Raw genomic sequence first — 21586 nt, forward strand, 5'->3', positions numbered from 1 at the left:
CGCGACGAGTTCTCCCAGTGGGACCCGCGCCGGCAGCGGCCCGAGCTGTGGAACCTGTACAACGGCCGCCACGCGCCCGGCGAACACGTCCGCGTGTTCCCGCTGTCCAACTGGACCGAGCTCGACGTCTGGCAGTACATCGCCCGCGAGGACATCGAGCTGCCCGACATCTACTTCGCGCACGAGCGGGAGGTGTTCCAGCGGTCCGGGATGTGGCTGACCGCCGGTGAGTGGGGCGGTCCCAAGGACGGCGAGACCGTCGAGAAGCGCCTCGTGCGCTACCGGACCGTCGGTGACATGTCCTGCACCGGTGCCGTCGACTCCGACGCGGTGACCCTGGACCAGGTCATCGCCGAGATCGCCGCCTCCCGGCTCACCGAGCGCGGCGCCACCCGCGCCGACGACAAGATGTCCGAGGCCGCGATGGAAGACCGCAAGCGCGAGGGGTACTTCTAGCCATGAGCACGATCACCGCCGAGGAGCTCTCGGCCACCACGCTGCTGCGGTTCGCCACCGCCGGCTCCGTCGACGACGGCAAGTCCACCCTCGTCGGCCGGCTGCTGCACGACTCCAAGTCGGTCCTCACCGACCAGCTGGAGGCCGTGGAGCGCGCCTCGGCCGGCCGCGGCCAGGAGGGCCCCGACCTCGCCCTCCTCACCGACGGGCTGCGCGCCGAGCGCGAGCAGGGCATCACCATCGACGTGGCCTACCGCTACTTCGCGACGACGAAGCGACGGTTCATCCTCGCCGACACGCCCGGCCATGTGCAGTACACCCGCAACATGGTCACGGGTGCCTCCACGGCCGAGCTGACGGTGATCCTGGTCGACGCCCGCAACGGCGTCGTCGAGCAGACCCGCCGGCACGCGGCGATCGCGGCCCTGCTGCGCGTCCCGCACGTCGTCCTCGCCGTCAACAAGATGGACCTGGTCGACTACCGGGAGTCCGTGTTCGCGGCGATCGCCGAGGAGTTCACGGCGTACGCGACCGAGCTGGGCGTCCCGGAGATCACCGCGATCCCGATCTCCGCGCTCGCCGGCGACAACGTGGTGGAGCCCTCCGCCACCATGGACTGGTACGGCGGCCCGACGGTCCTGGAGCACCTGGAGACCGTCCCCGTCAGCCACGACCTGGCGCACTGCCACGCCCGGCTGCCCGTGCAGTACGTGATCCGGCCGCAGACCGCCGAGCACCCCGACTACCGGGGCTACGCGGGCCAGATCGCCGCCGGCACCTTCCGGGTGGGCGACCCGGTCACGGTCCTGCCGTCCGGCCGCACCTCGACGATCTCCGGGATCGACCTGCTGGGCGCGCCGGTGGACGTGGCGTGGACGACGCAGTCGGTGACCGTGCTGCTCGCCGACGACATCGACGTCTCGCGCGGTGATCTGATCGTGCCCAGCAAGGACGCGCCCGCGACCACGCAGGACGTGGAGGCGACGGTGTGCCATGTCGCCGACCAGCCGCTGACCGTCGGTCACCGGGTGCTGATCAAGCACGGCACCCGCACGGTCAAGGCGATCGTCAAGGACATCCCGTCCCGGCTCACGCTCGACGACCTGTCCCTGCACCCGCACCCGGGACAGCTCGCCGCCAACGACATCGGCCGGGTGAAGATCCGCACCGCGGAGCCGCTGCCGGTGGACTCCTACGCGGATTCGCGCCGTACGGGATCGTTCATCCTGATCGATCCGGCGGACGGCACGACGCTGACCGCCGGCATGGTCGGCGAGTCGTTCGCCTCCCCCGAGCCCGTCAAGGACGAGTCCGACGACGACGGCTGGGACTTCTGATCATGAACTCCACGGATTTCTACGGGTCGTTCGCGAAGGAGGGCGGCCGGGTCGGCAGCGGCGCCCTCGGCAGCGGACAGGGCGGAGTGGCGCGATGTGTGCGTTGACGTACGCGCACTGCCTGCGCGCCCCGTCCCCCCACCCGACGTCCCGGAAGCGACGAAGACCCTTTGCCGATTACCCGGCCACGACCTGAAAGACCGTGACCGCCGGGCCAACGAGAGGAACCCCTCCCGTGCCTGCCAGCCGTTCAACCCGCTCGACCCGCTCAACGCTTCTTCGCCGCGGCCTCGCCGCCGTAGCCGCTCTCCCCCTCCTCACCCTCGCCGCCTGCGGCTACGGGTCCGAGGCCAAGGACACCAACAAGAACGAGAAGGTCGCCGCCGGGGCGGAGAAGATCGACGGGCTCGACACCGTCAAGATCGGTTACTTCGGCAACCTGACCCACGCGACCGCTCTGGTCGGCCGTGAGCAGGGCATCTTCCAGAAGGCGCTGGGCGCCACGAAGGCTTCGTACGCCACCTTCAACGCCGGTCCCTCGGAGATCGAGGCACTGAACGCCGGGTCCATCGACATCGGCTGGATCGGCCCCTCCCCCGCGATCAACGGCTACACCAAGTCCGACGGCAAGTCCCTGAGGATCATCGGCGGTTCGGCCTCCGGCGGCGTGAAGCTCGTCGTGAACCCGGACAAGGTCAAGTCCCTCAAGGACGTCAAGGGCAAGAAGATCGCCACGCCTCAGCTCGGCAACACCCAGGACGTGGCGTTCCTCAACTGGATCGCCGACCAGGGCTGGAAGGTCGACGCGCAGAGCGGCAAGGGCGACGTCACCGTCGTCCGCAGCGACAACAAGGTGACCCCGGACGCGTTCAAGGCGGGCTCGATCGACGGGGCGTGGGTGCCGGAGCCGACCGCGTCGAAGCTGGTCGCCGAGGGCGGCAAGGTGCTCCTCGACGAGTCGACGCTGTGGCCCGACCAGAAGTTCGTGATCACGAACATCATCGTGTCGCAGAAGTTCCTCACCGAGCACCCGAAGGTCGTCGAGGCCGTGCTGAAGGGCTCGGTCGACACCAACAAGTGGATCAACGCCAACCCGGACGAGGCGAAGGCGGCGGCGAACAAGCAGCTGGAGGCGGACTCCGGCAAGGCGCTGCCGACGGACGTCCTGGACCCGGCGTGGAAGTCGATCCAGTTCATCAACGACCCGCTGGCCTCCACCCTCAGCACCGAGGCGGAGCACGCCGTCAAGGCGGGCCTGCTGGAGAAGCCCGACCTCAAGGGCATCTACGACCTGTCGATCCTGAACAAGGTCCTCAAGGCCGCGGGTGAGACCGCGGTCGACGACGCCGGTCTCGGCGTGAGCGGCAGCTGACCGAAGTTCCGATGAGTTCCCAGGAGGTGACGACCATGAGCACGACCCTCGCCAAGGCCGCCGAAACGGTGGAGTACGCGGCGCGCCTCGACCACGTCTCGAAGTCCTTCGCGGGCCCGGGCGGGCAGCAGCTCGTCCTGGACGACATCACCCTCGATGTCGCGCCGGGTGAGTTCGTCACCCTCCTGGGGGCCTCGGGCTGCGGCAAGTCGACGCTGCTGAACCTGGTGGCCGGCCTTGACCAGCCCTCCGCCGGGTCGATCACGACCGACGGCCGTCCGGCGCTGATGTTCCAGGAGCACGCCCTGTTCCCCTGGCTCACCGCCGGCAAGAACATCGAACTCGCCCTGAAGCTCAGGGGAGTCGCCAAGAACGACCGGCGCGGCCGCGCCGAGGAGCTGCTCGAACTCGTCCGGCTGAAGGGCGCGTACGGCAAGCGGGTGCACGAGCTGTCCGGCGGTATGCGGCAGCGGGTGGCGATGGCCCGCGCGCTCGCCCAGGAGAGCCAACTGCTGCTGATGGACGAGCCGTTCGCGGCGCTCGACGCCATCACCCGGGATGTGCTGCACGACGAGCTCACCCGGATCTGGACGGAGACGGGCCTGTCGGTCCTGTTCGTCACGCACAATGTGCGCGAGGCGGTGCGGCTCGCCCAGCGGGTGATCCTGCTGTCGTCCCGGCCCGGCCGGATCGCGCGCGAGTGGGTGGTCGACATCCCGCAGCCGCGCCGTATCGAGGACGCGCCCGTGGCGGAACTGTCCCTGGAAATCACCGATGTCCTGCGTGGGGAGATCCGCCGTCATGGCCAGCACTGAGACGAAGTCCGCCGCCGACTCCGGGAGCGTCGAGGCCGGTCTCGACGCGCTGGACGGTGTCACCACCACCGGCCGGACGCCGTTCGCGCGCACCTTCGTGGACAAGATCCTGCCGCCGATCCTGGCGACCGCGCTGCTGCTGGTCGTCTGGCAGATCGCGTTCAAGGTCGTCGACGACCCGACCAAGCTGGTGGCCCCCGGGGACGTCTGGCAGACGCTGAAGACCGCCTGGCTCGAGGGCAAGCTGCTCGGCTACATCTGGACCAGCGTCTCGCGCGGTCTGCTCGGCTTCCTCTTCGCGCTCGCCATCGGCACCCCGCTGGGGCTGCTGGTGGCGCGGGTGAAGTTCGTCCGGGCGGCGATCGGCCCGATCCTGTCCGGGCTCCAGTCCCTGCCGTCGGTGGCGTGGGTGCCGCCGGCCGTGCTGTGGCTGGGTCTGAACAACTCGATGATGTACGCGGTGATCCTGCTCGGCGCGGTCCCCTCGATCGCCAACGGGCTGGTGTCCGGCGTCGACCAGGTGCCGCCGCTGTTCCTGCGGGCCGGCCGCACCATGGGCGCGACGGGCGTCAAGGGCACGATCTACATCACGCTGCCGGCCGCGCTGCCGGGCTATGTGGCCGGTCTGAAGCAGGGCTGGGCGTTCTCGTGGCGGTCGCTGATGGCGGCGGAGATCATCGCGTCCTTCCCCGACCTCGGCGTGGGCCTCGGCCAGCTGCTGGAGAACGGCCGTAACGCCAGCGACATGGGGATGGTGTTCGAGGCGATCCTGCTCATCCTGTTCGTCGGCATCGCCATCGACCTGCTGATCTTCAGCCCGCTGGAGCGGTGGGTGCTGCGCAGCCGCGGCCTGCTGGTGAGGGGCTGATCCGCAGGATGCGCACCGGGCCGGTCCTCCTCGTCATCGCCCACGGCAGCCGCGATCCGCGGCACGCCGCGACGGTGCACGCCCTCGTAGGGCGGGTGCGGTCGCTGCGGCCGGGGCTGCGCGTGGAGACCGGCTTCCTGGACTTCAACGTCCCCTCCGTGCAGGGAGTGCTGGAGTCCCTGGCGGCCGAGGGCGTACGCGACGTCGTCGCCCTCCCGCTGCTGCTCACCCGCGCCTTCCACGCGAAGGCGGACATCCCGGCGGTCCTCCGGGACGCGCCGCCGCAACTGCGGATCCGGCAGGCCGAGGTGCTCGGCCCGTCGCCGCTGCTGCTGCGGGCGCTGGACCGGCGGCTGTACGAGGCGGGCCTGACGCCCGCCGACAAGTCCTCGACCGGGGTCGTGCTGGCCTCGGCGGGGTCCACGGACCCGGAGGCGATCGCAGTGATCGCAGCAATCGCGCGGGAGTGGCGGCACACCGGTTGGTGCGCCGTGCGGCCTGCGTTCGCCTCCGCATCCCTGCCGCGCACCGAGGACGCGGTGCGCGCCCTGCGGGAGCTGGGCTGTGCGCGGGTCGCCGTCGCGCCGTACGTCCTGGCACCCGGCTTCCTCCCGGACCGCATCGCCCGCGGCGCGACGGAAGCGGACGTCCTGGCCGAGGTCCTGGGCCCGGCGCCCGAGGTGGCACGGCTGCTGCTGGAACGGTACGACACGGCACGGGTGCCGACGCTGGCGGCGGTCGGGGCCTGAGCGGACGACAGCGGCCTGGGTGTCGTCGGTGACCGGGCGGGGTTCCGGACAGGGGGTCGGGCCGCGGGCCGGGGAGATGGGCGTCGGCGGCGGGAGCAGGCCGCGTCCGGTGATGCTCGTGCCGGCCCAGGGCAGCCGCATACGGAAGTCCGGGGGTGGTGGTGAGCCGGAGTCGGTCGCTTCCGGCTGACGGGGTGTGAGGGGGAAGGGGATCCGGTAGCGTCGGGAGGTCGTGCCGGGGGGTGTGGCCCTCCGGGCGGTCGTGGGTCCGTACGGTGCGCGGGGGAGATCGTGGTGGACGAGTCTGCTGGCGGGGCGGCCGAAGGGCGGCGTGCTCCGCGGGTGTCGGTGCTGTCGATCGGGGTGGGGAGTTTCGACGAGGGCGGCACGGAGGAGGAGCTCGGTTTCGTCGCGGGGCGGGTGGAGGAGGTCGCCAAGGCCTTCGACCGGCTGAACGCCGACGTCGCGACCGCCCTCGACCTGGACGAGGACGAGATCGAGACACTGCTGCGCCGCCGCCTGGTCAAGGAACCGGGGCCCGCCGATGTGATCGTCGTCCACCTCGTCGGGCACGGCCGGGTGGACCGTGGATCCCGGCTGTCGTTCGTCGCGCGCGACGACCGTGAGGTGGACGTCGACCGCTGGATCGAGAAGGCCCAGCAGGAGGTGGGGCGGGGCGGGAACCGGCGGCGGGTGGTCTTCCTGGTGGACACGTGCTCGGCGGGGACAGCGACGGGACGGCAGCCGTTCACCGAACTGGACGTGGAGCGGGGGGTGTGGGCGCTGGGGGCGTGCGTCGCGGACACGCCGACCGAGCGGGGGCGGTTCAGCGGGTGGGTCGCCGCCGCCCTGCACCGGCTTGCGGACCGGGACTTCGCGCTCGACGAGGAGTCGGTCTCCTTCGGCCGGTTCGTGCGCGAGGTGATCCGGGTCAACCGCAAGGACTCGGCGGGGCTGCGGCTGTCGCTGGGCTTCCATGTCGAACAGGGCGACGCGGACTGGCCGTTCCTGCCGAACCCGCGGCTGGTGGGGCTGACCGATGAACAACGGCAGCTGCGGCAGAGGTCGTTGGGGTACGTGCCCGGCGAGGGCACCGGGGACGCCTCCGGGTCGGGAGACCAACAGGTCGACGACTCGGCCTACTTCGCCGACCGAGCGTCGGGACGCGGACTCGTCCCGACCGACACCGGCGCCGGGTTCTTCTCGGGACGGGCGGCGGAACTGGAGCAGTACACACGGTGGTTGGCGGGGGACGGCCCGCTGCTGACGGTCACGGGCGCGGCGGGGGCCGGCAAGTCGGGGCTGCTGGGGGTGATCGTCTGCGCCGCCGATCCCGCGCTGCGGCAGCGGTTCCGGGAGCTGTGGGAGTCGGCGGGGCGGGAACTGCCCGAGGTGCCGGGGGTGGTGGCGGTGCATGCGCGGCAGCGGAGTGCGCAGCAGGTGGTGGAGGCGATCGCCTCGGTGGCGGGGCTGGAGCGGGAGGTCGCGGAGGGAAGCGCCGACGGCGCGACCTCGGTTCCCTGGAACGCCCGTCGGCTGAGCAGGGCGCTCGCCGAGGAGGGCGGGGACCGTCTCCTCGTGATCGACGCGGTCGACGAGAGCGGCGAACCCCAGGAGGTACTGCGTCTCGTGGCCGACCTTCTCGCGCCGGTCCGGGGCACCGGTGCGAGGCCGTGCAGGATCCTGCTCGGCGGCCGGCGTGAGGTCGTCACCGCGCTGCACGCCCTCGAAGAGGTGACCCACGTCCTGAGCGAGGGCATCGACCTGGACACGGCCTCGCCCCTCACGGTGGAAGACGACGTGCAGCGGTACATCCGCTCCATGCTGCGGGCCCGGGAGGCCTACGCCACCGGCGCACCGGCCGAGTTCGTCGACGTCCTGGCGAAGCGGGGAGCGCGGTACATCGTCCGCGGCGCCCGCCCGAGCGAGCCCTGGGGCCCCTTCCTCCTCGCCGGTCTGTACGTGCACTTCCTGCTCACCCTCAAGCACCCTCCGCAGGACGAGGCGGGCGCCGGCGCGTACGCGAAGGCGGCGTCCGCGGATCTGCCGTCCCTGCTGGAGTCGATCCTGACCACCCGGCGCCAGGACTTCCCCGCCCTGCGGGCCGTGCTCGCCGTGCTGGCCCGGTCCCGCGGCGACGGAATGCCGCGCAGGGTGCTGCGTCGCTGTCTGCGTGCCTCGGACTGCGAGGACATCGACGACGAGGAGCTGCGGAACACCCTGTGGGAGGCGTCGCCGTACCTGCGCTATGGCACGGACCCGCAGAGCGGGGAAACCCTGTACCGGCTCTTCCACCAGGGGCTGGTCGACTATCTGCGGAGCCACCCCGTGAGCGAGGATCCGCTGGACGAGGCGGCGGGAGCCGCCCTCGAGACGCGGCTCCTCGCCGAGCTCATCCAGCCCTTCACCGGGGGTGGGGACGACGGCGAGGATCCGTGGGAGGCCGCCGACGACGAGCCGTACGTGCTGCGCCACGCCCTGGGGCACGCCGCACAGGCCGGCTCGGCGGCCCAGGCGGAGGCGCTGCTCACCGACCCGTACTTCCTCGTCCGCTTCGATCTGCGGGAGGACCACCGGGCGATGGACCTCGTCCGGAGCGAACCGGCGAAGAACAGCATGCGGCTGCTCAGCGCCTCGTGGCGGACCCACGCCCGGCTCCGCAGTGCCTCCGACCGGGCGGCCGTGTTCGCCTTCGACGCGCAACGCCTGGGACTCGGCGAACTGCGGCGGGTGTTCGCCGACATCGCCCGCCAGCTCGCGGTACGGCCGGAGTCGGCGGCGTACGCCCTCGGGTGGGCGGAGGGCGGCACGGCTGTGTCCGGCAACCGCTTCGTCGACCATTCCCAAAGCAGAGTCGACCATGTCTCCTTCTCTCCGGACGGCGGTCTCCTGGCCGTCACCACCTGGAGCGGAATCGAGCTGCTGGAAACCGAGACCTGGAAGCCGATCGCCCCTCGGATCGGCCGAGGGGGATCCGCCACCGTCAAGACGATCGCGTTCTCTCCCGACGGTCGGCTGCTCGCCATCGCGAAGTCGTCCTTCCGCCGGAGCGTCCAGTTGTGGGATGTGCACCACCAGGTGTTCGCCGGACCGCCATGGGAATGCCGGACCGGTACCGCCACAGCGCTGTCTTTCTCTCCCGACGGGCGTCGGCTCGCGGTCGGCAGCAGGGAACAGGGCGTCTCCGTGTGGGACATCGTCGACGGCCGTCCGGTGGAGCGTGCCCGCCGGGAGCCGGGCGAGGATGTGGAGGACGTGGAGGAGGTCCACGATGTGGCCTTCAGCCCGGACGGGCGTCTCCTCGTCGCGTGCGGCACCGCCGGGGTCACGCTCTGGGAGTCCGAGGACGACCGATGGACGTCGATCAGCCGCACGAACGCCCACGCCGCCGCTTTCTCTCCCGACGGCCGCTTGCTCGCCACGACCTCCCGTCGCGCTGTGTCGCTTCGTTCCGCCGCAACGCGCGAGCACGTGGCGGACATCGACCTGAGGGACGGAGACGGCTCGGAGATCGCCTTCACGCCCGACGGCTCGCTGCTGGTCGTCGGCGGCTGGGGGTCACTGGACATCGTGGACGTGGCGGCGGCGCGCGTGCTCGATCGGCCGCAGAGCGGCGACTCGGTCACCGCCATGGCCGTGCACCCGGTCACGGGTGTACTCGTCAGCGGCGACAGCGCTGGACGCCTCGCGCTCTGGAAGGACTTCTCCCAGGAGCTGCAGTCCCCCGAGGTGTCGCAGTTCGAGGAGGAAGCCGTCGCCGGCTCCCCCACCGCCCCGTTCATCGCCGTCCATGAACCCGCGAGCAGACTGCTGCTGCTCCGCGACCCGGCCACGGGCCGCACGCTCGCCCGTATGGCCCTGGGCCGCGGCGCGTACGAGCTCTTCGTCTCTCCCGACGGTCGCACCCTGGCAGCGTTGGACCACCTGCACGCGTATGTGTTCCGGCTCGGCTCGGCAGATGTGCTGCCGCAGCCCGACGTCCTGCCCATCGGCGGGCGGGGACGGTCGGCATCGCTCACGTTCTCCCACGACAGCACGCTCATGGCCCTCGCCTTCCTGGAGCAGGACACCCCCGTCCTCATGGTCTGGGAGACCGCGACACTCCACCCCTGCCTGCGTGTTCCGCTTCCCGACATCCCCAGGGCCTACGGCTTCGCCGGCCCCCACCACCTCTACGCCGTCGTCAACGGCGCCCTCGCCACCTTCGCCCTCCCCACCGACCCCCCGAAGGACACCCCCGCATGACCCGCACCCTAGGCATCCACGGCGTCCGTAACTACAAAGCCGCCGACACCACCCCCGCCCTCGGCGCGAAGCGACTGCGTGCCGACTGGCAGGGCGCCCTCGGCGCCGCGCTCCCCTCCCTCGATCTGGAGACCGCCTACTACGCGGACCTGCTCCGCAGCGAGCGGCAGGGTGAGGAGCTGGACGACGCCGAGGTGGCGCTGGTCGAGCAGTGGGCCGCCGCCTGGGGTGTCGCACCGGACGGGGTGCAGGGGCGGGCCACCGGCTGGCTGCGCTGGATCTGCGGGGAGGTCGCCCGGCGCTGCGGGGAGAACCCGGTGGTGGTCGAGAAGGCGGTCAAGCTGGCCTTCCCCGAGGTCGCCCGGTACTTCGCCGACCGGCGGGCGGCCGTGCTCGATCGCGTGCGCGAAGCCCTTCTGCGCCACCGCCCCGACGTCGTCGTCGCCCATTCGCTCGGCAGTGTGGTGGCGTACGAGGCGCTCCACGCCCTCGGCGACGACCTCGACGTCCGGCTGTTCCTCACGCTCGGCTCGCCCCTCGCCCTCCCCCACGCGATCTTCCACCGGCTCGCCCCCGCGCCACGGGACGGTTTCGGCGCGAAGCCGGGGAATGTGCGGCGGTGGGTGAACCTCGCCGACGTCGGGGACTTCGTCGCCGTACCGAAGGGTGAACTGGCCCGGGTCTTCCCGGAGGTGGAGCAGCTGCCGGACGTCAGCATCGCGCCGTGGTGGCCGCACGGTGTGCTGGACTATCTGCGGCATCCGAGCGTGAGCGCGGCGCTGCTCAGCCGCTGACGGCGTCGGCCAGGCGCACCAGCTCCGCCACCCCCAGCGCCCCCGGCGCCCTCCGCTCCCGCGCGGACTCGTTCGCCAGGCGTTGGAGGAGTTCGTTCAGCGGGGTCGGTACGCCGTGCAGCCGGCCGAGGAGGGCGATCTCGCCGTTGAGGTAGTCGGCCTCGATCGTGCCGGCGCCCCGGGTGAGGGACTGCCAGGAGGAGCCGCCGCCGCGCGGGACCCCGTCGAGGGGGACGAGGGTGACCTTGTCGCCGCGCACGGCGCGCTGTTCCTCGGGGCCGGCGTGCGCGATGCCCGCCGCGTCCAGCACGGCGGCGCCCTCCGCCCGGACCCGGGCGAACAACGTCTCGGCCTGCGGATCGCCGCCCAGGCCGCCGGCCACCGCCTCCAGCGCGTTGCCCAGGTTGGACAGCAGCTTGGCGTACTGCCAGCGGGCCACGTCCTCGACGACCGGTGCCTCGAAGTGCGCCTTCTCCAGGTCGGCGGCGATCCGGCGGGCCGTGTCGTCGGTGCCGTGCGGGTGGCGGCCGAGGTGGAGGATGCCGGTGAGCGGGCTGCCGGCGGCGGAGACGACGCCGGGTTCGACATGGGTGGAGGGCAGCCAGACGCAGACGCCGTACACCTGCCGGAAGCGGCGCAGGGCCAGGCGCTGGCTCTCGACCCCGTTCTGCGCGCAGACCAGCGGCAGCTGTTCGGCGGCCGTGCCGCCGCCCTCGACCGGGGCGGGGCCCCAGGTGCCGAGGGCCGCCTCGCTGTCCTGGGTCTTCACGGCGAGGACGAGGACGTCGTCGGCGCGCAGCACGCCGAGTTCCGCCGGCCCGGCCACCACGGGGAGCCGCTGTGTCAGCTCGCCCTGCGGCACTATCAGCCGCAGCCCGCCCTCCCTGAGCGCGGCCGCGTGGGCGCCCCGGGCGACCAGGACGACCTCCTGTCCGGCCTCCGCCAGCCGTCCGCCGACGGTGCCGCCGACCGCCCCTGCCCCGATGATGATGTAACGCATGGGACGAGCCTACGGTCCCGTCATCTCCACCAGTTTGACCACCGTGTTCCAGTTGCGGCTCGTCGCCACCAGCCCCTTGGTGAAGCGGGGCTTCGACAGCGTCTCCGCGAGCTTGGAGCGGCCGAGGCCGTCGGGGACGTACAGGTACAGCGCGCGGTCGCCGAGGCGGAACTCCTCGGGGAGGTGGGCGGGCCGGTCGACGTCGGCGAAGCGTTCGGCTTCGACGGGTGCGGAGAAGTAGGTGACGTGGAGCTGCTTGGGCTGAAGGTCGGCGGCGGGGAACGGGCAGGCCTCGGCGACCGTCTTCAGGTACGCGTGGTCGCGGACGAGGACGTCGACGTCGAAGCCGAACCGCTGGGCGATGGCTCCGGCGAGTTCGGCGGCGAGGCTCTCCTCGTCGCCGTGGGTGGAGGAGAAGACCGCCTGGCCGCTCTGGAGGTAGGTGCGGACGTCGTGGTGGCCGAGCCCCTGCATCAGGGTGCGGAGGTCGGCCATCGGGAGCTTTCTGGCTCCGCCCACGTTGATCCCGCGCAACAGGGCCGCGTACATCGTCGTCATGCCCCTCAGCCTAGGGTCGGCCCCCTAGATCGCAGGATAGATGTAGGGGCCCACCTCCTCCCCTGCGGTGAGGCGGCCCGCTCCGAGGGGAGGACCCCGGCGGCCCGCACTTCACCGGACAGCACGACGAGAAGGCTTTATCCGCGCCATACCTTCGAATCGAAAGGTGGCGGCAGGGGGCTGCCACCGCTCACGAGGGGGCAGGCCCGTCATGGCACATGGAGATACGCGGGTACGGGGCCTGGCGGCCCGGGCCGGCGGCTGGAGTGCACGCCACCGATGGGCCGCCGTCGGCATCTGGGTGCTGTTCGTCGTCCTGGCCATGGGGATCGGCTCGGCGGCGGGCACGGTCGAGGTCAAGGAGAGCGACCAGCTGGGGGGCGAGACCCACACCGCCGCGAAGATCATCGAGGACGCGGGGATCGAGGAGCCGGCCGGGGAGACCGTGCTCCTCCAGGCGAAGGACGGGGCGCTCAAGGCCACGGACCCGGAGTTCCGGTCCGCCGTCGCCGCGATCGTGAAGGCCGTGGAGGGGACCGGCAAGGTCACCGACGTGACCTCGCCGTACGACACGGACACGATCTCCAAGGACGGCCGCAGCGCACTCGTGCAGTTCGACATGCGGGGCGACTCGGACACCGCCGGTGAGCGGGTCGAGCCGGTGCTGAAGGCCGTCGACGGCGTGCGGAAGGACCACTCGTCGCTGCGGATCGAGGAGATCGGCGGCGCCAGCATGATGAAGCAGTACGACGACGCCTTCGGCGACGACTTCCAGCAGGCCGAGTACTCCGCGGTGCCGGTCGCGCTGGGCATCCTGCTGATCGCGTTCGGCGCGCTGGTGGCGGCGCTGCTGCCGGTGGCGCTCGCGCTCACCGCGATCATGGCGACGACCGGCCTGATGGCGATCGTCAGCCACTTCCAGCCGATGGACGACACCGCGAGCTCCGTGATGCTGCTGGTCGGTCTCGCCGTCGGCGTCGACTACTGCCTGTTCTACCTGCGCCGAGAGCGCGAGGAGCGGGCCGCGGGCCGGGACCCGGAGACCGCTCTGCGGATCGCCGCGGCGACCAGCGGCCGGGCCGTGATCGTCTCCGGTGTCACCGTGTGCGTGGCGATGGCGGGCATGCTGTTCACCGGGCTCGCCACCTTCGAGGCGATGGGCCTGGCCTCGCTGATGGTGGTGGCGGTCGCCATGGTCGGTTCGGTGACCGTGCTGCCGGCGCTGCTGTCGCTGCTCGGCCACCGGGTGGAGAAGGGCCGTCTCCCGTTCCTGCGGCGGCGCACCAACGGCAACAACGGGCAGAACGGCAGCCGGTTCTGGTCGGCGGTCCTGAAGGGCGTGCTCGCGAAGCCCGTCGTGTCCGTGGTCGTCGCGGCCGGCGCGCTGCTCGCCATCGCCGCTCCGGCGCTCGGCATGAAGACCCAGAACCTCACCCTGGACCAGGAGTTCGGCGACTCGCTGCCCATCGTGCAGACCTACAACCGGCTCAACGAGGCCTTCCCGGGCGGCTCCGACCCGGCCACGGTCGTCGTCAAGGCCGACGACATCAACTCCTCCGAGGTGAAGGGCGCGCTGGCCGCGTTCAAGGAGCAGGCGGTCAGCTCGGGCGCCTCGCGCGGCCCGGTGGAGATCAAGCTGCACGACGCGCAGAACGTCGCCTTCGTGTACGTCCCGCTGGTCGGCGGCTCCGACCAGGACAAGGCGGGCGCGAGCCTGGACACGCTGCGCGACGAGGTGCGGCCGGACACGCTCGGCAAGGTCGACGGCGTCGAGGCGCCGATCACCGGCCAGGTCGCGGGCAACCAGGACTTCAACGACCAGCTGATCGGCTCGGTCGTCCCGGTCTTCGCGTTCGTGGTGGTCTTCGCCTTCCTGCTGATGCTGCTGTCGTTCCGCTCGCTGACGGTCGCGATCACCTCGATCGTGCTCAACCTGCTGTCGGTGGGGGCGGCCTACGGCATCCTGGTCGCCGTGTTCCAGCACGGCTGGGGCGCCTCACTGGTCGGCGCGGAGGGCGTCGGCGCGATCATCACCTGGCTCCCGCTGTTCCTCTTCGTGATCCTGTTCGGTCTGTCGATGGACTACCACGTGTTCGTGGTGTCGCGGATCCGTGAGGCGCGGATGCGGGGCCGGAGCACGAACGAGGCGATCCAGCACGGAGTCGTCACCACGGCCGGTGTCGTGACCAGCGCCGCCGTCATCATGGTCGCCGTGTTCGCGATCTTCGGGACGCTGTCCATGCAGTCCATGAAGCAGATGGGCGTGGGCCTGGCGGCGGCGGTGCTGATCGACGCGACGATCATCCGGGGTGTGCTGCTCCCGGCGGTGATGGCGCTGCTCGGCGAGCGCAACTGGTACCTGCCCAGCTGGCTGGGCTGGCTGCCGGACATGACGCACGACGAGTCGCCGGAGGCCGTCGCGGGCGGGGTGGCGCGCGACGACGAGGGCGAGCGGCTGCCCGTCTGATCCCGGCTTCACGAACGGAGGGCCCGTCGGTCACAGGGGAACCGACGGGCCCTCGTCGTGCGCCCGTCCGGACTACCGGAGCCGGGCGGGCAGTGCGGCCTCGACGAGGTCGGCGGCCCGTCGGGTGCCGCCCTCCTCGGCCATCTCCGCCCGGATGTCCCTCAGCCGGCCCGCGACCTCGGGGTCGTCGACGAGCGCGAGGGCGGCCTCCCGCAGCGCCCCGGCGGTCGCCGCCGCCGTGTCCAGCCGCCGCGCCACCCCGAGCCCGGTCAGCATGTCCGCGTTGCCGAACTGGTCCACGGCCTGCGGTACGGCGATCATCGGCGTCGCCGTGGCCAGCCCCTCCTGGCTGCCGCCCGCGCCGGCGTGCGTGACGAACAGGTCGGCCTGCTTCAGGACCGTCAACTGCGGCACCCACGGATGCACTTCGACGTTCTCCGGTACGGCCCCGAGCTCGTCGGCGGTCACAAGTCTGCCGACCTGGAGGACCAGGTGCCAGCCGGGCAGCCCGCCGAAGGCGCGGACGCACTCCCGGTAGAAGGCGGGCTGCTTGTTGACTGCTCCTCTCCCTCAAGGGGAAGGGATTCCTGGCTCAGGCTGCCTGCGGGAGCGGCGCTCCCGGAGGTCCTACGCCCTCGGCACCAGCCGGGTTCAGACCTGCCCGGACGAGCATCACGCGGGCGGAGTTCTTGTCTCTGGGGGAGACGGCTCCGCACGTGGTGCAGGCGTAAGTACGTTCCCAAAGAGGGAGTGCGTGCTTGGTTCTCGCACCGCACGACGCGCAGTCCATGGTGGTGTGCGCGGGGTTGACGAGACGCACATCGCGTCCGTGCTTGCGGCCCATCTCCAGGAGGGCTGTCTTGGTGGCTCCGATCGCCGCGTCCGCCGCCTTGCGGGCCATGGTGGTCTTCGCGAGGAACTTCGGACGGAAGTCCTCCACGGCGATCGCGTCGTGGTCCCGGACGACGCGCTTGGCCCACTTGCGGGCGGCGTCCTGCCGCTGCCGGGCAATCTTGGCGTAGGTCTTCGCCCGCCACTTCTTCGCCTCACGGTAGCCCTTCGACGATGCCTGTCCCTTCTTCGGCCTGCGGCGGGCCATCATCCGGTCGTACCGGCCCAGCTTTGCCTGAACCGCGCGCCCGTGCTGCGGGTGGGGGAGGTCGTGGTCGTCGGATGTGGTGGTGGCGGTCTCCTTCACCCCCCAGTCGATGCCGAGCACCCGGCCCGTGGTAGGCAGCGGCTGCACCTCCGTGGCGACGACGAACGATGCCCACCAGTGCCCCACCGCGTCCTGGTACACCCGCACCGAGGAGGGCACGGCCGGGAGCCCCCGGGACCACACCACGGTCAGGACGATCCCGCCGGCGAGGTGCAGGCGGCCGTCCTTCAGCCTGAAACCCCGGGTGGTGTAGTTCAGCGTCGGCAGGGCCTCGCGCTTCTTCTTGTGGCGCGGCATCCCAGCGCGCTGCCGTGCAGGCAGCCGCTTGTCGATGTCCTTCAGGGCTTTGGAGCGGGACTTGGCGAAGTCCCGGACGATCTGCTGCTGTGGGACGCTCGCCCCGTCATGGAGCCACGGTGTCGCGGCACGGGCCGAGGTCAGCAGCTTGTCGAGCCAAGCCGGGCCGCACGTCAGCCTGCCGTCCGAAGTGGCCTTGCTGTGCTGGTGCAACTGGCGGGATTTGGCGACGCATTCGTTCCAGATCCACCGACACCGATCCCACTCCGCTTCCAGCGTGGTGCGGGCGGCCGACGACACACGAAGCCGGTAGGTGTACCGGGCATGCCCCAGTCCGCCAGTCTTGCTCACCGCTGCCACCCCAACACCCCCTCATGCTCGCTGTTCGTTCCGGTCACCCACCCCTGCCCGACGACCATACGATCGAGACCCGCACACCCGCTCCCCACTTCCATGACGGCCACTCCAATCGACGAACACGGGCACGCGCATTCGATCCCACCCGACTCAGCCGGGAAGACCACAGCGGCGCTCCGCGCCCGGAAGCCGGACACCGCGACACGCCGCATCCCTGTCACAGGACGCGATTCCTCTCCTCCCCGGCCTTGCATGCAGGTGGATGCGGCCTACGCCTCGCAGCGATGACCACGTCGCCGGGGTCGACGTGCGCCATCGCGCGCATTCGGGGTGAGTATGCGCCAACATGCCAGATCCGGTCCCGAGATAGCCGGGACCGGCGGATGCGGCCGTGACCGTCCCGTCGCAGGGGACAGTCGGGAGCATGCGCAAGCGCGAGGGCAGTTTGAGGGCGGCCAGGTGGCCGTGAGGAAGCGACGCCACCCGGCCGCGCCGTCCACCGCCGCCGCCGCCTCGCAGAGCTCGCGTGAGGTGTTCCGCAAGTCCGGCGAGCAGGGCGACCGTGGTCCCGGGCATTCCCACCCAAACGCCCAATGACGAGGTACGGCATCTTCTCAAGGGCCCGACCTGTGGAAATGCGAGACTGGCCGGAACCTGCACAGGACACGGAGGCGGACGATGGACGAGGCGAGGGCGCGGGACGTACTGGCCGGGGCGGGGGTGCTGCCCGGTGCGGCGCACGACGCGCGGCTCCTCGCCCTGGGGGAGAACGCGGTGTTCGCCGCCGGTGACCTGGTGGTGAAGGTGGGCCGGGACGCCGAACTCCTGGACCGGGCGCGGCGCGAGCTGGACATCGCCGGCTGGCTGGCGGAGGCCGGTGTCCCCGCCGTGCGGGCGGCCGGGCCGGAGCCGCTGCTGGTGGAGGGGCACCCGGTGACGGTGTGGCACCGGCTGCCCGATGCCGTACGGCCCGCCGAGCCGCGGGATCTGGCCGAACTGCTGCGGTCGGTGCACGCCCTGCCCACCCCCTCCTTCGGTCTGCCGCCCCGGGATCTGCTGTCCGGGGTGGAACGCTGGCTGCGGCTCGCCGGTGACGCGATCGACCCGGCGGACGCGGCGTATCTGCGCGAGCGCCGCGACGGCTTCGCGGCGGCGGCCGCCGCGCTGGTCCCCGAGCTGCCGCCGGGCCCGATCCACGGCGACGCGCTGCCGCGCAATGTGCACGTGGGTCCCGACGGGCCGGTCCTGGTCGACCTGGAGACCGTCTCGGCGGATCTGCGCGAGCACGATCTGGTGGTGATGGCCCTCTCCCGCGACCGCTACGGCCTGCCCGCCGACGCCTACGACTCCTTCACCGAGGCCTACGGCTGGGACGTACGGGAGTGGGAGGGCTGCGCGGTGCTGCGCGGCGCCCGGGAGACGGCGAGCTGCGCCTGGGTCGCCCAGCACGCGCCCGCCGGCCCCGAGGCGCTGGCGGAGTTCGAGCGCAGGGTGGCGTCGCTGCGGGACGGGGACGAGACGGTGCGCTGGTACCCGTTCTGAGCGCCGGTCAGACGGCGGGGCTGTCCGCGAGCTCCCGCACGGGCCAGGCCCCGTCCACCACCGCGTCCGTCTCGCCCTTGCGGCGCAGGAAACCCTGGAAGTCCGCCGCCCAGGCCGCGTACCACTCGATCTGGCGGCGGTGCAGCTCCGCCGGGCCGAGGGCGCCGATCTTGGGGTGGCGGACGGCTATCGCGCGGGCCAGCCGGGCGGCGGCGAGGGCGTCGGCGGAGGCGTCGTGGGCGGAGTCGAGGGTGACGCCGTACTCGGCGCAGACCGCCTCGAGGTTGCGCTTGCCGCGCCGGTAGCGGTCGGCCCAGCGGTCGATGGTGTACGGGTCGACGACCGGCGCCGGGTCGAGGCCGCCGAGCCGGTCGCGCAGGGAGGGCAGGCCGTGGCGGCGCAGTTCGGCGGAGAGCAGGGTGAGGTCGAAGGTCGCGTTGTAGGCGACGACCGGGACGCCGGTGCGCCAGTAGCCCGTGAGGACGTCGGCGATCGCGTCGGCCACCCGGTCGGCGGGGCTGCCCTCGGCGGCGGCCCGCTCATTGCTGATCCCGTGCACGGCGACCGCGTCGGCCGGGATCTCCACGCCCGGATCCGCCAGCCACTCCTTGCGCCCGAGTACCTGTCCGTCCCCGACCTCGATCACGGCGCCCGTGACGATGCGCGCCTCGCGCGGATCCGTCCCGGTCGTCTCCAGGTCGAAGCCGACGAGCAGCTCCCGGTACCAGGCCATGACGGCCCCCCTTCTCGGTGGTGCTTCCCCCAGTGGTCTCCACCTTCGCATGCGGCACTGACAATCAGAGGACCGCGTTCCGCTTACCACTCCGAGGGGGCATCACGGACCACCGAAAACCGGGATGAATCAGGACACAGGGCGCGAATCCGCCCAGGCCAGTTCGAACTCCTCGCGGTAGGCCGCGAAAAGACCGCCTTCGTCCACCTCGCCCGGCTTGACCACCCGGTTGCCGCCGCGCAGCACCAGCACCGGCGCCTCCATGCCGCGCATGCGCCGCAGATAGGACTGCACGACCGCGACGCCGTCGGTGCCGTCGCCGTCCACGAGGTAGGCGGTGAAGCGGGGCGTCTCGTCGTACACCTGGATCTGGAAGGCGCCCGGGTCGCGCAGCCGGGCGCGGACCCGGCGCATGTGGAGGATGTTCATCTCCACCGAGCGGCTGAGTTCGCCCCGTTTCATCCCGAGTTCGCGCTCGCGGCGCTTGACCGCGCTGGAGGCCGGGTTGAGGAAGAGCAGCCGGACCCGGGCACCCGCCTCGGCGAGGCGGACCAGACGGCGGCCGGAGAAGTTCTGCACCAGCAGGTTGAGGCCGATGCCGATGGCGTCGATGCGGCGCGAGCCGTCGAAGATGTCCTCGGCGGGGAACCGGCGCAGCAGCCGCACCCGGTCGGAGTGGACGGCGACCACGTCCGCGTACCGGTCGCCGACGAGGTCCTCGACCGCGTCCACGGGCAGCCGGCGCGCGGACGGCACGTCCCCGCCGGTGCCGAGCATCTCAAGGAGCCGCGCCGAGGCCCGCTCGGCCTGGCCCAGCACGGCCTCGGACAGCGCCCGGTTGCGGGAGACGACGTTGCGGGTCACCTCCAGCTCGTCCAGGGCGAGTTCGACGTCCCGGCGGTCGTCGAGGTAGGGCTCGAAGCACGGCCAGTGCTGCACCATCAGCTCGCGCAGCTGCGGCAACGTCAGGAAGGAGATGACGTTGTCGTCGGCCGGGTCGAGCAAGTAGCCCTTGCGGCGGCTGACTTCGCGGACGGCGACGGCGCGCTGCACCCATTCCTGGCCGGCGGGACCGGCCGCGGCGACCACCCATTCGTCGCCGTGGACGGGTTCGTAGATGGGCCGCAGCACGGCGGCCACCACGGCGCGCAGCCGCTGTTCGACGAGGTTCAGCCAGATGTAGGCCCGGCCGGCCCGCTGGGCGCGGGTGCGCACCTCGCGCCAGGCGTCGGCGTCCCAGTCCAGCTCCGGGCCGATGGCGTTGGTCTCCATCGGCCGGGCCAGGGACACCGTTCCGGGCGGGATGTCTGTGGAGTTCCCCTCGTGACCCTCGTCACCAGGGGGCAGCTCCAGCCCTCCCGAGCCCACCCAAGCACCGCCTTCCGCTCCCCCGAGCTCTCCCCGTCTCAACGATCAAGGAAGGGTACTCCGGGACCGGTCGGCGGTGCAGCCGGATGGGCAGGTCGTTTCTCAACTGCCGTCGCGGGGGATGCCGTTCTCGCCCCTGAGCGCGGAGGGTGTGAGCGGATTCATGGCCGTGACGTCCCGGGGGGCGATGGAGAAGCCCTGCCAGTGGACCGGCATGGGCTGCTGGTCCTCGTCACGGGCGATGTGGTGGAAGCCCACGTTCACCCAGACCACGGGGTGCTTGAGGGTCTGTCCGTTCACCCAGCCGTCGACGGCCTTCGGGTGTCCCGTACCGCAGTTGAGGGGGTTGTTGCTCGCGTACATCTCGCACTTGTTGTACTCGGTGAAGTAGACGTCGTGCTTGGTGAAGCTGCGTCCGGAGTACTTGGTGGTGGCGCCGGGGACGAGTTCGTAGCTGCGCGCGTGCCCGTCCTTGTTCTTGCCGGTGGCGCTGACCACGCGCCACCAGCGCATGTTCTTGGCGTCGCCCGCGAGTTCCTTGGTGACGGCCGTGCGGGTGGTCTTGTTGGTCGGGCCCTGCTGGCCGCTCGCGGGTGCGCTGACCTTCGAGTCGTACTGCTCGATCTTGTTCGCGGAGGAGCCGTCGAGGCCGAAGTCCAGCCGCCAGAAGACGTTGTGGCTGTGGCTGGTGGCCTTGGCCTGGGCGCCCCTGCCTATGGGCCAGCCGCGGCCGTCGCCGGCGTCGTAGTCGAAGGGCGAGAGGCTGCCGGTGGCGCCGACGTTCATGTTGACGGTGCCGTCGTCGGAGAAGCGCCACTCGGTCATGTACTCGTACCAGCCGACCTTGTTGACCGTGTAGATCAGCAGGTCCTTGCCCTGGGCCTGGTAGACCTTGGTGGCGTCGGCCTGCATGCGGTAGGCGTGACCGCGCGAGCGGGTCGTGGTGCACATGCCCTTGACGTTCGAGGCGGACGGGTCGGTCTCCGGGACCTTGATGGTCTTGATGGTGCCGCCGGGGCACTCCGCGGGCTTCAGATTGACCAGGCCCGAGCCGAAGTTGAAGTCGGTGACGTCGTTGTACTCGTTCTTGCCGTCGTCGTAGGGCACATGGATCTGGGCGATCTTGGCGCTGGTCAGGACGCGGATCGGCTTGGGCTCGCCGGGCGGCTGGTAGCTGACCTTCTCCAGGACGAGCCCGGACTTGGCCTCGTAGCGCCAGCACATGCGCCAGGTGGTGCCGGTGGAGAGCTTCTGTTCGATCCGGTAGGCGGCGCTGCAGTCGGCGGCGGCCGCCGCCGCGGGGGCGGTCTTCGGCTGGGCGACGGCGGGGCCGGCCCCGGCGGTCGCGCCGACGGCCAGCGCGGCCAGGGACAGGCCGAAGGCCGCCCCCTTCTGGGTACGGCTCATTCTGGTGACGTGCATGAGGACATGACTCCCTGACAGGAGATGACGGGTGGGAAGGGTGGAGG

At 71.5% G+C, this 21586-nt stretch carries 16 protein-coding genes and 2 pseudogenes; 10 read left to right on the forward strand and 8 right to left on the reverse strand.

All coding sequences use genetic code 11. The features are described 5' to 3' along the window. From cysD to ABZ464_RS47275, 8 genes are all read left to right on the forward strand, one after another. Positions 1 to 456: sulfate adenylyltransferase subunit CysD (gene cysD, locus ABZ464_RS47240; RefSeq protein WP_359288219.1), on the forward strand; the 456-nt coding region annotated here is incomplete at its 5' end. Between the two features lie 2 nt (positions 457 to 458). Then, positions 459 to 1793 carry a GTP-binding protein gene (locus ABZ464_RS47245; protein ID WP_359288221.1) on the forward strand — a complete coding sequence of 445 codons (1335 nt, stop codon included), beginning with the start codon at positions 459 to 461 and terminating at the stop codon, positions 1791 to 1793. A gap of 235 nt (positions 1794 to 2028) precedes the next feature. Further along, positions 2029 to 3165: an aliphatic sulfonate ABC transporter substrate-binding protein gene (locus ABZ464_RS47250; protein ID WP_359288223.1), complete on the forward strand. Its 1137-nt coding sequence runs from the start codon at positions 2029 to 2031 to the stop codon at positions 3163 to 3165. A gap of 11 nt (positions 3166 to 3176) precedes the next feature. After that, positions 3177 to 3980: an ABC transporter ATP-binding protein gene (locus tag ABZ464_RS47255; protein ID WP_359288225.1), complete on the forward strand. Its 804-nt coding sequence runs from the start codon at positions 3177 to 3179 to the stop codon at positions 3978 to 3980. After that, positions 3967 to 4848, forward strand: coding sequence for an ABC transporter permease (locus tag ABZ464_RS47260; protein ID WP_359288227.1), 882 nt, complete (start codon positions 3967 to 3969; stop codon positions 4846 to 4848). The genes ABZ464_RS47255 and ABZ464_RS47260 overlap by 14 nt, the downstream gene beginning before the upstream one ends. An 8-nt stretch (positions 4849 to 4856) precedes the next feature. Continuing rightward, complete coding sequence (locus ABZ464_RS47265; protein WP_359288230.1) at positions 4857 to 5597, forward strand: sirohydrochlorin chelatase; 741 nt, start codon at positions 4857 to 4859, stop codon at positions 5595 to 5597. Between the two features lie 294 nt (positions 5598 to 5891). Further along, positions 5892 to 9842, forward strand: coding sequence for an NACHT and WD repeat domain-containing protein (locus ABZ464_RS47270; RefSeq protein WP_359288232.1), 3951 nt, complete (start codon positions 5892 to 5894; stop codon positions 9840 to 9842). After that, on the forward strand, positions 9839 to 10636 hold the full coding sequence (locus ABZ464_RS47275) for a serine peptidase (protein WP_359288234.1): 798 nt from the start codon (positions 9839 to 9841) through the stop codon (positions 10634 to 10636). Before ABZ464_RS47270 ends, ABZ464_RS47275 begins: the two co-directional genes overlap by 4 nt. Here ABZ464_RS47275 and ABZ464_RS47280 read toward each other — a convergent pair. Continuing rightward, positions 10626 to 11636 carry a 2-dehydropantoate 2-reductase N-terminal domain-containing protein gene (locus ABZ464_RS47280; RefSeq protein WP_359288236.1) on the reverse strand — a complete coding sequence of 337 codons (1011 nt, stop codon included), beginning with the start codon at positions 11634 to 11636 and terminating at the stop codon, positions 10626 to 10628. The two genes, ABZ464_RS47275 and ABZ464_RS47280, sit on opposite strands and share 11 nt — an antisense overlap. Before the next feature lie 9 nt (positions 11637 to 11645). Next, positions 11646 to 12194 (reverse strand): DUF1697 domain-containing protein, encoded by a 549-nt coding sequence (locus ABZ464_RS47285; RefSeq protein WP_359288238.1) that lies wholly within the window; start codon positions 12192 to 12194, stop codon positions 11646 to 11648. Positions 12195 to 12405: 211 nt separating this feature from the next. On the opposite strand from ABZ464_RS47285, the gene ABZ464_RS47290 reads away from it, so the two are divergent. Further along, positions 12406 to 14661 (forward strand): MMPL family transporter, encoded by a 2256-nt coding sequence (locus ABZ464_RS47290; RefSeq protein ID WP_359288240.1) that lies wholly within the window; start codon positions 12406 to 12408, stop codon positions 14659 to 14661. A gap of 72 nt (positions 14662 to 14733) precedes the next feature. On the opposite strand, the pseudogene ABZ464_RS47295 reads toward ABZ464_RS47290, so the two are convergent. From ABZ464_RS47295 to ABZ464_RS47305, 3 genes and pseudogenes are all read right to left on the reverse strand, one after another. After that, positions 14734 to 15213, reverse strand: a pseudogene (locus ABZ464_RS47295) (nucleotide disphospho-sugar-binding domain-containing protein); the annotation flags it as partial. Between the two features lie 40 nt (positions 15214 to 15253). Next, positions 15254 to 16477, reverse strand: coding sequence for a transposase (locus ABZ464_RS47300; RefSeq protein WP_359288242.1), 1224 nt, complete (start codon positions 16475 to 16477; stop codon positions 15254 to 15256). A gap of 449 nt (positions 16478 to 16926) precedes the next feature. Then, positions 16927 to 17068: pseudogene (locus ABZ464_RS47305) on the reverse strand (sugar ABC transporter permease); the annotation flags it as partial. 84 nt (positions 17069 to 17152) lie between these two features. On the opposite strand from ABZ464_RS47305, the gene ABZ464_RS47310 reads away from it, so the two are divergent. After that, positions 17153 to 18016, forward strand: a complete 864-nt coding sequence (locus ABZ464_RS47310) for an aminoglycoside phosphotransferase family protein (protein WP_359288244.1) — start codon at positions 17153 to 17155, stop codon at positions 18014 to 18016. Between the two features lie 7 nt (positions 18017 to 18023). Here ABZ464_RS47310 and ABZ464_RS47315 read toward each other — a convergent pair whose 3' ends face one another. From ABZ464_RS47315 to ABZ464_RS47325, 3 genes are all read right to left on the reverse strand, one after another. Beyond that, positions 18024 to 18749: a 3'-5' exonuclease gene (locus ABZ464_RS47315; protein WP_359288246.1), complete on the reverse strand. Its 726-nt coding sequence runs from the start codon at positions 18747 to 18749 to the stop codon at positions 18024 to 18026. Between the two features lie 129 nt (positions 18750 to 18878). Beyond that, positions 18879 to 20117, reverse strand: coding sequence for an SAV2148 family HEPN domain-containing protein (locus ABZ464_RS47320; protein WP_359288248.1), 1239 nt, complete (start codon positions 20115 to 20117; stop codon positions 18879 to 18881). A 102-nt stretch (positions 20118 to 20219) separates the two neighbouring features. Then, complete coding sequence (locus tag ABZ464_RS47325; protein WP_359288250.1) at positions 20220 to 21539, reverse strand: copper amine oxidase; 1320 nt, start codon at positions 21537 to 21539, stop codon at positions 20220 to 20222. Positions 21540 to 21586 lie beyond the last annotated feature (47 nt).

Origin of the sequence: Streptomyces sp. NPDC005820 (assembly GCF_040630255.1) — a bacterium.
Classification (GTDB): Bacteria; Actinomycetota; Actinomycetes; order Streptomycetales; family Streptomycetaceae; genus Streptomyces.

What these genes read in the sequence shown, in the direction of transcription:
- ABZ464_RS47325 (WP_359288250.1), bottom strand. Translation starts at nt 21,539, where the DNA reads ATGCACGTCACCAGAATGAGCCGTACCCAGAAGGGGGCGGCCTTCGGC.
- ABZ464_RS47290 (WP_359288240.1), top strand. Translation starts at nt 12,406, where the DNA reads ATGGCACATGGAGATACGCGGGTACGGGGCCTGGCGGCCCGGGCCGGC.
- ABZ464_RS47275 (WP_359288234.1), top strand. Translation starts at nt 9,839, where the DNA reads ATGACCCGCACCCTAGGCATCCACGGCGTCCGTAACTACAAAGCCGCC.
- ABZ464_RS47265 (WP_359288230.1), top strand. Translation starts at nt 4,857, where the DNA reads ATGCGCACCGGGCCGGTCCTCCTCGTCATCGCCCACGGCAGCCGCGAT.
- ABZ464_RS47310 (WP_359288244.1), top strand. Translation starts at nt 17,153, where the DNA reads ATGGACGAGGCGAGGGCGCGGGACGTACTGGCCGGGGCGGGGGTGCTG.
- ABZ464_RS47255 (WP_359288225.1), top strand. Translation starts at nt 3,177, where the DNA reads ATGAGTTCCCAGGAGGTGACGACCATGAGCACGACCCTCGCCAAGGCC.
- ABZ464_RS47315 (WP_359288246.1), bottom strand. Translation starts at nt 18,749, where the DNA reads ATGGCCTGGTACCGGGAGCTGCTCGTCGGCTTCGACCTGGAGACGACC.
- ABZ464_RS47245 (WP_359288221.1), top strand. Translation starts at nt 459, where the DNA reads ATGAGCACGATCACCGCCGAGGAGCTCTCGGCCACCACGCTGCTGCGG.
- ABZ464_RS47285 (WP_359288238.1), bottom strand. Translation starts at nt 12,194, where the DNA reads ATGACGACGATGTACGCGGCCCTGTTGCGCGGGATCAACGTGGGCGGA.
- ABZ464_RS47280 (WP_359288236.1), bottom strand. Translation starts at nt 11,636, where the DNA reads ATGCGTTACATCATCATCGGGGCAGGGGCGGTCGGCGGCACCGTCGGC.
- ABZ464_RS47260 (WP_359288227.1), top strand. Translation starts at nt 3,967, where the DNA reads ATGGCCAGCACTGAGACGAAGTCCGCCGCCGACTCCGGGAGCGTCGAG.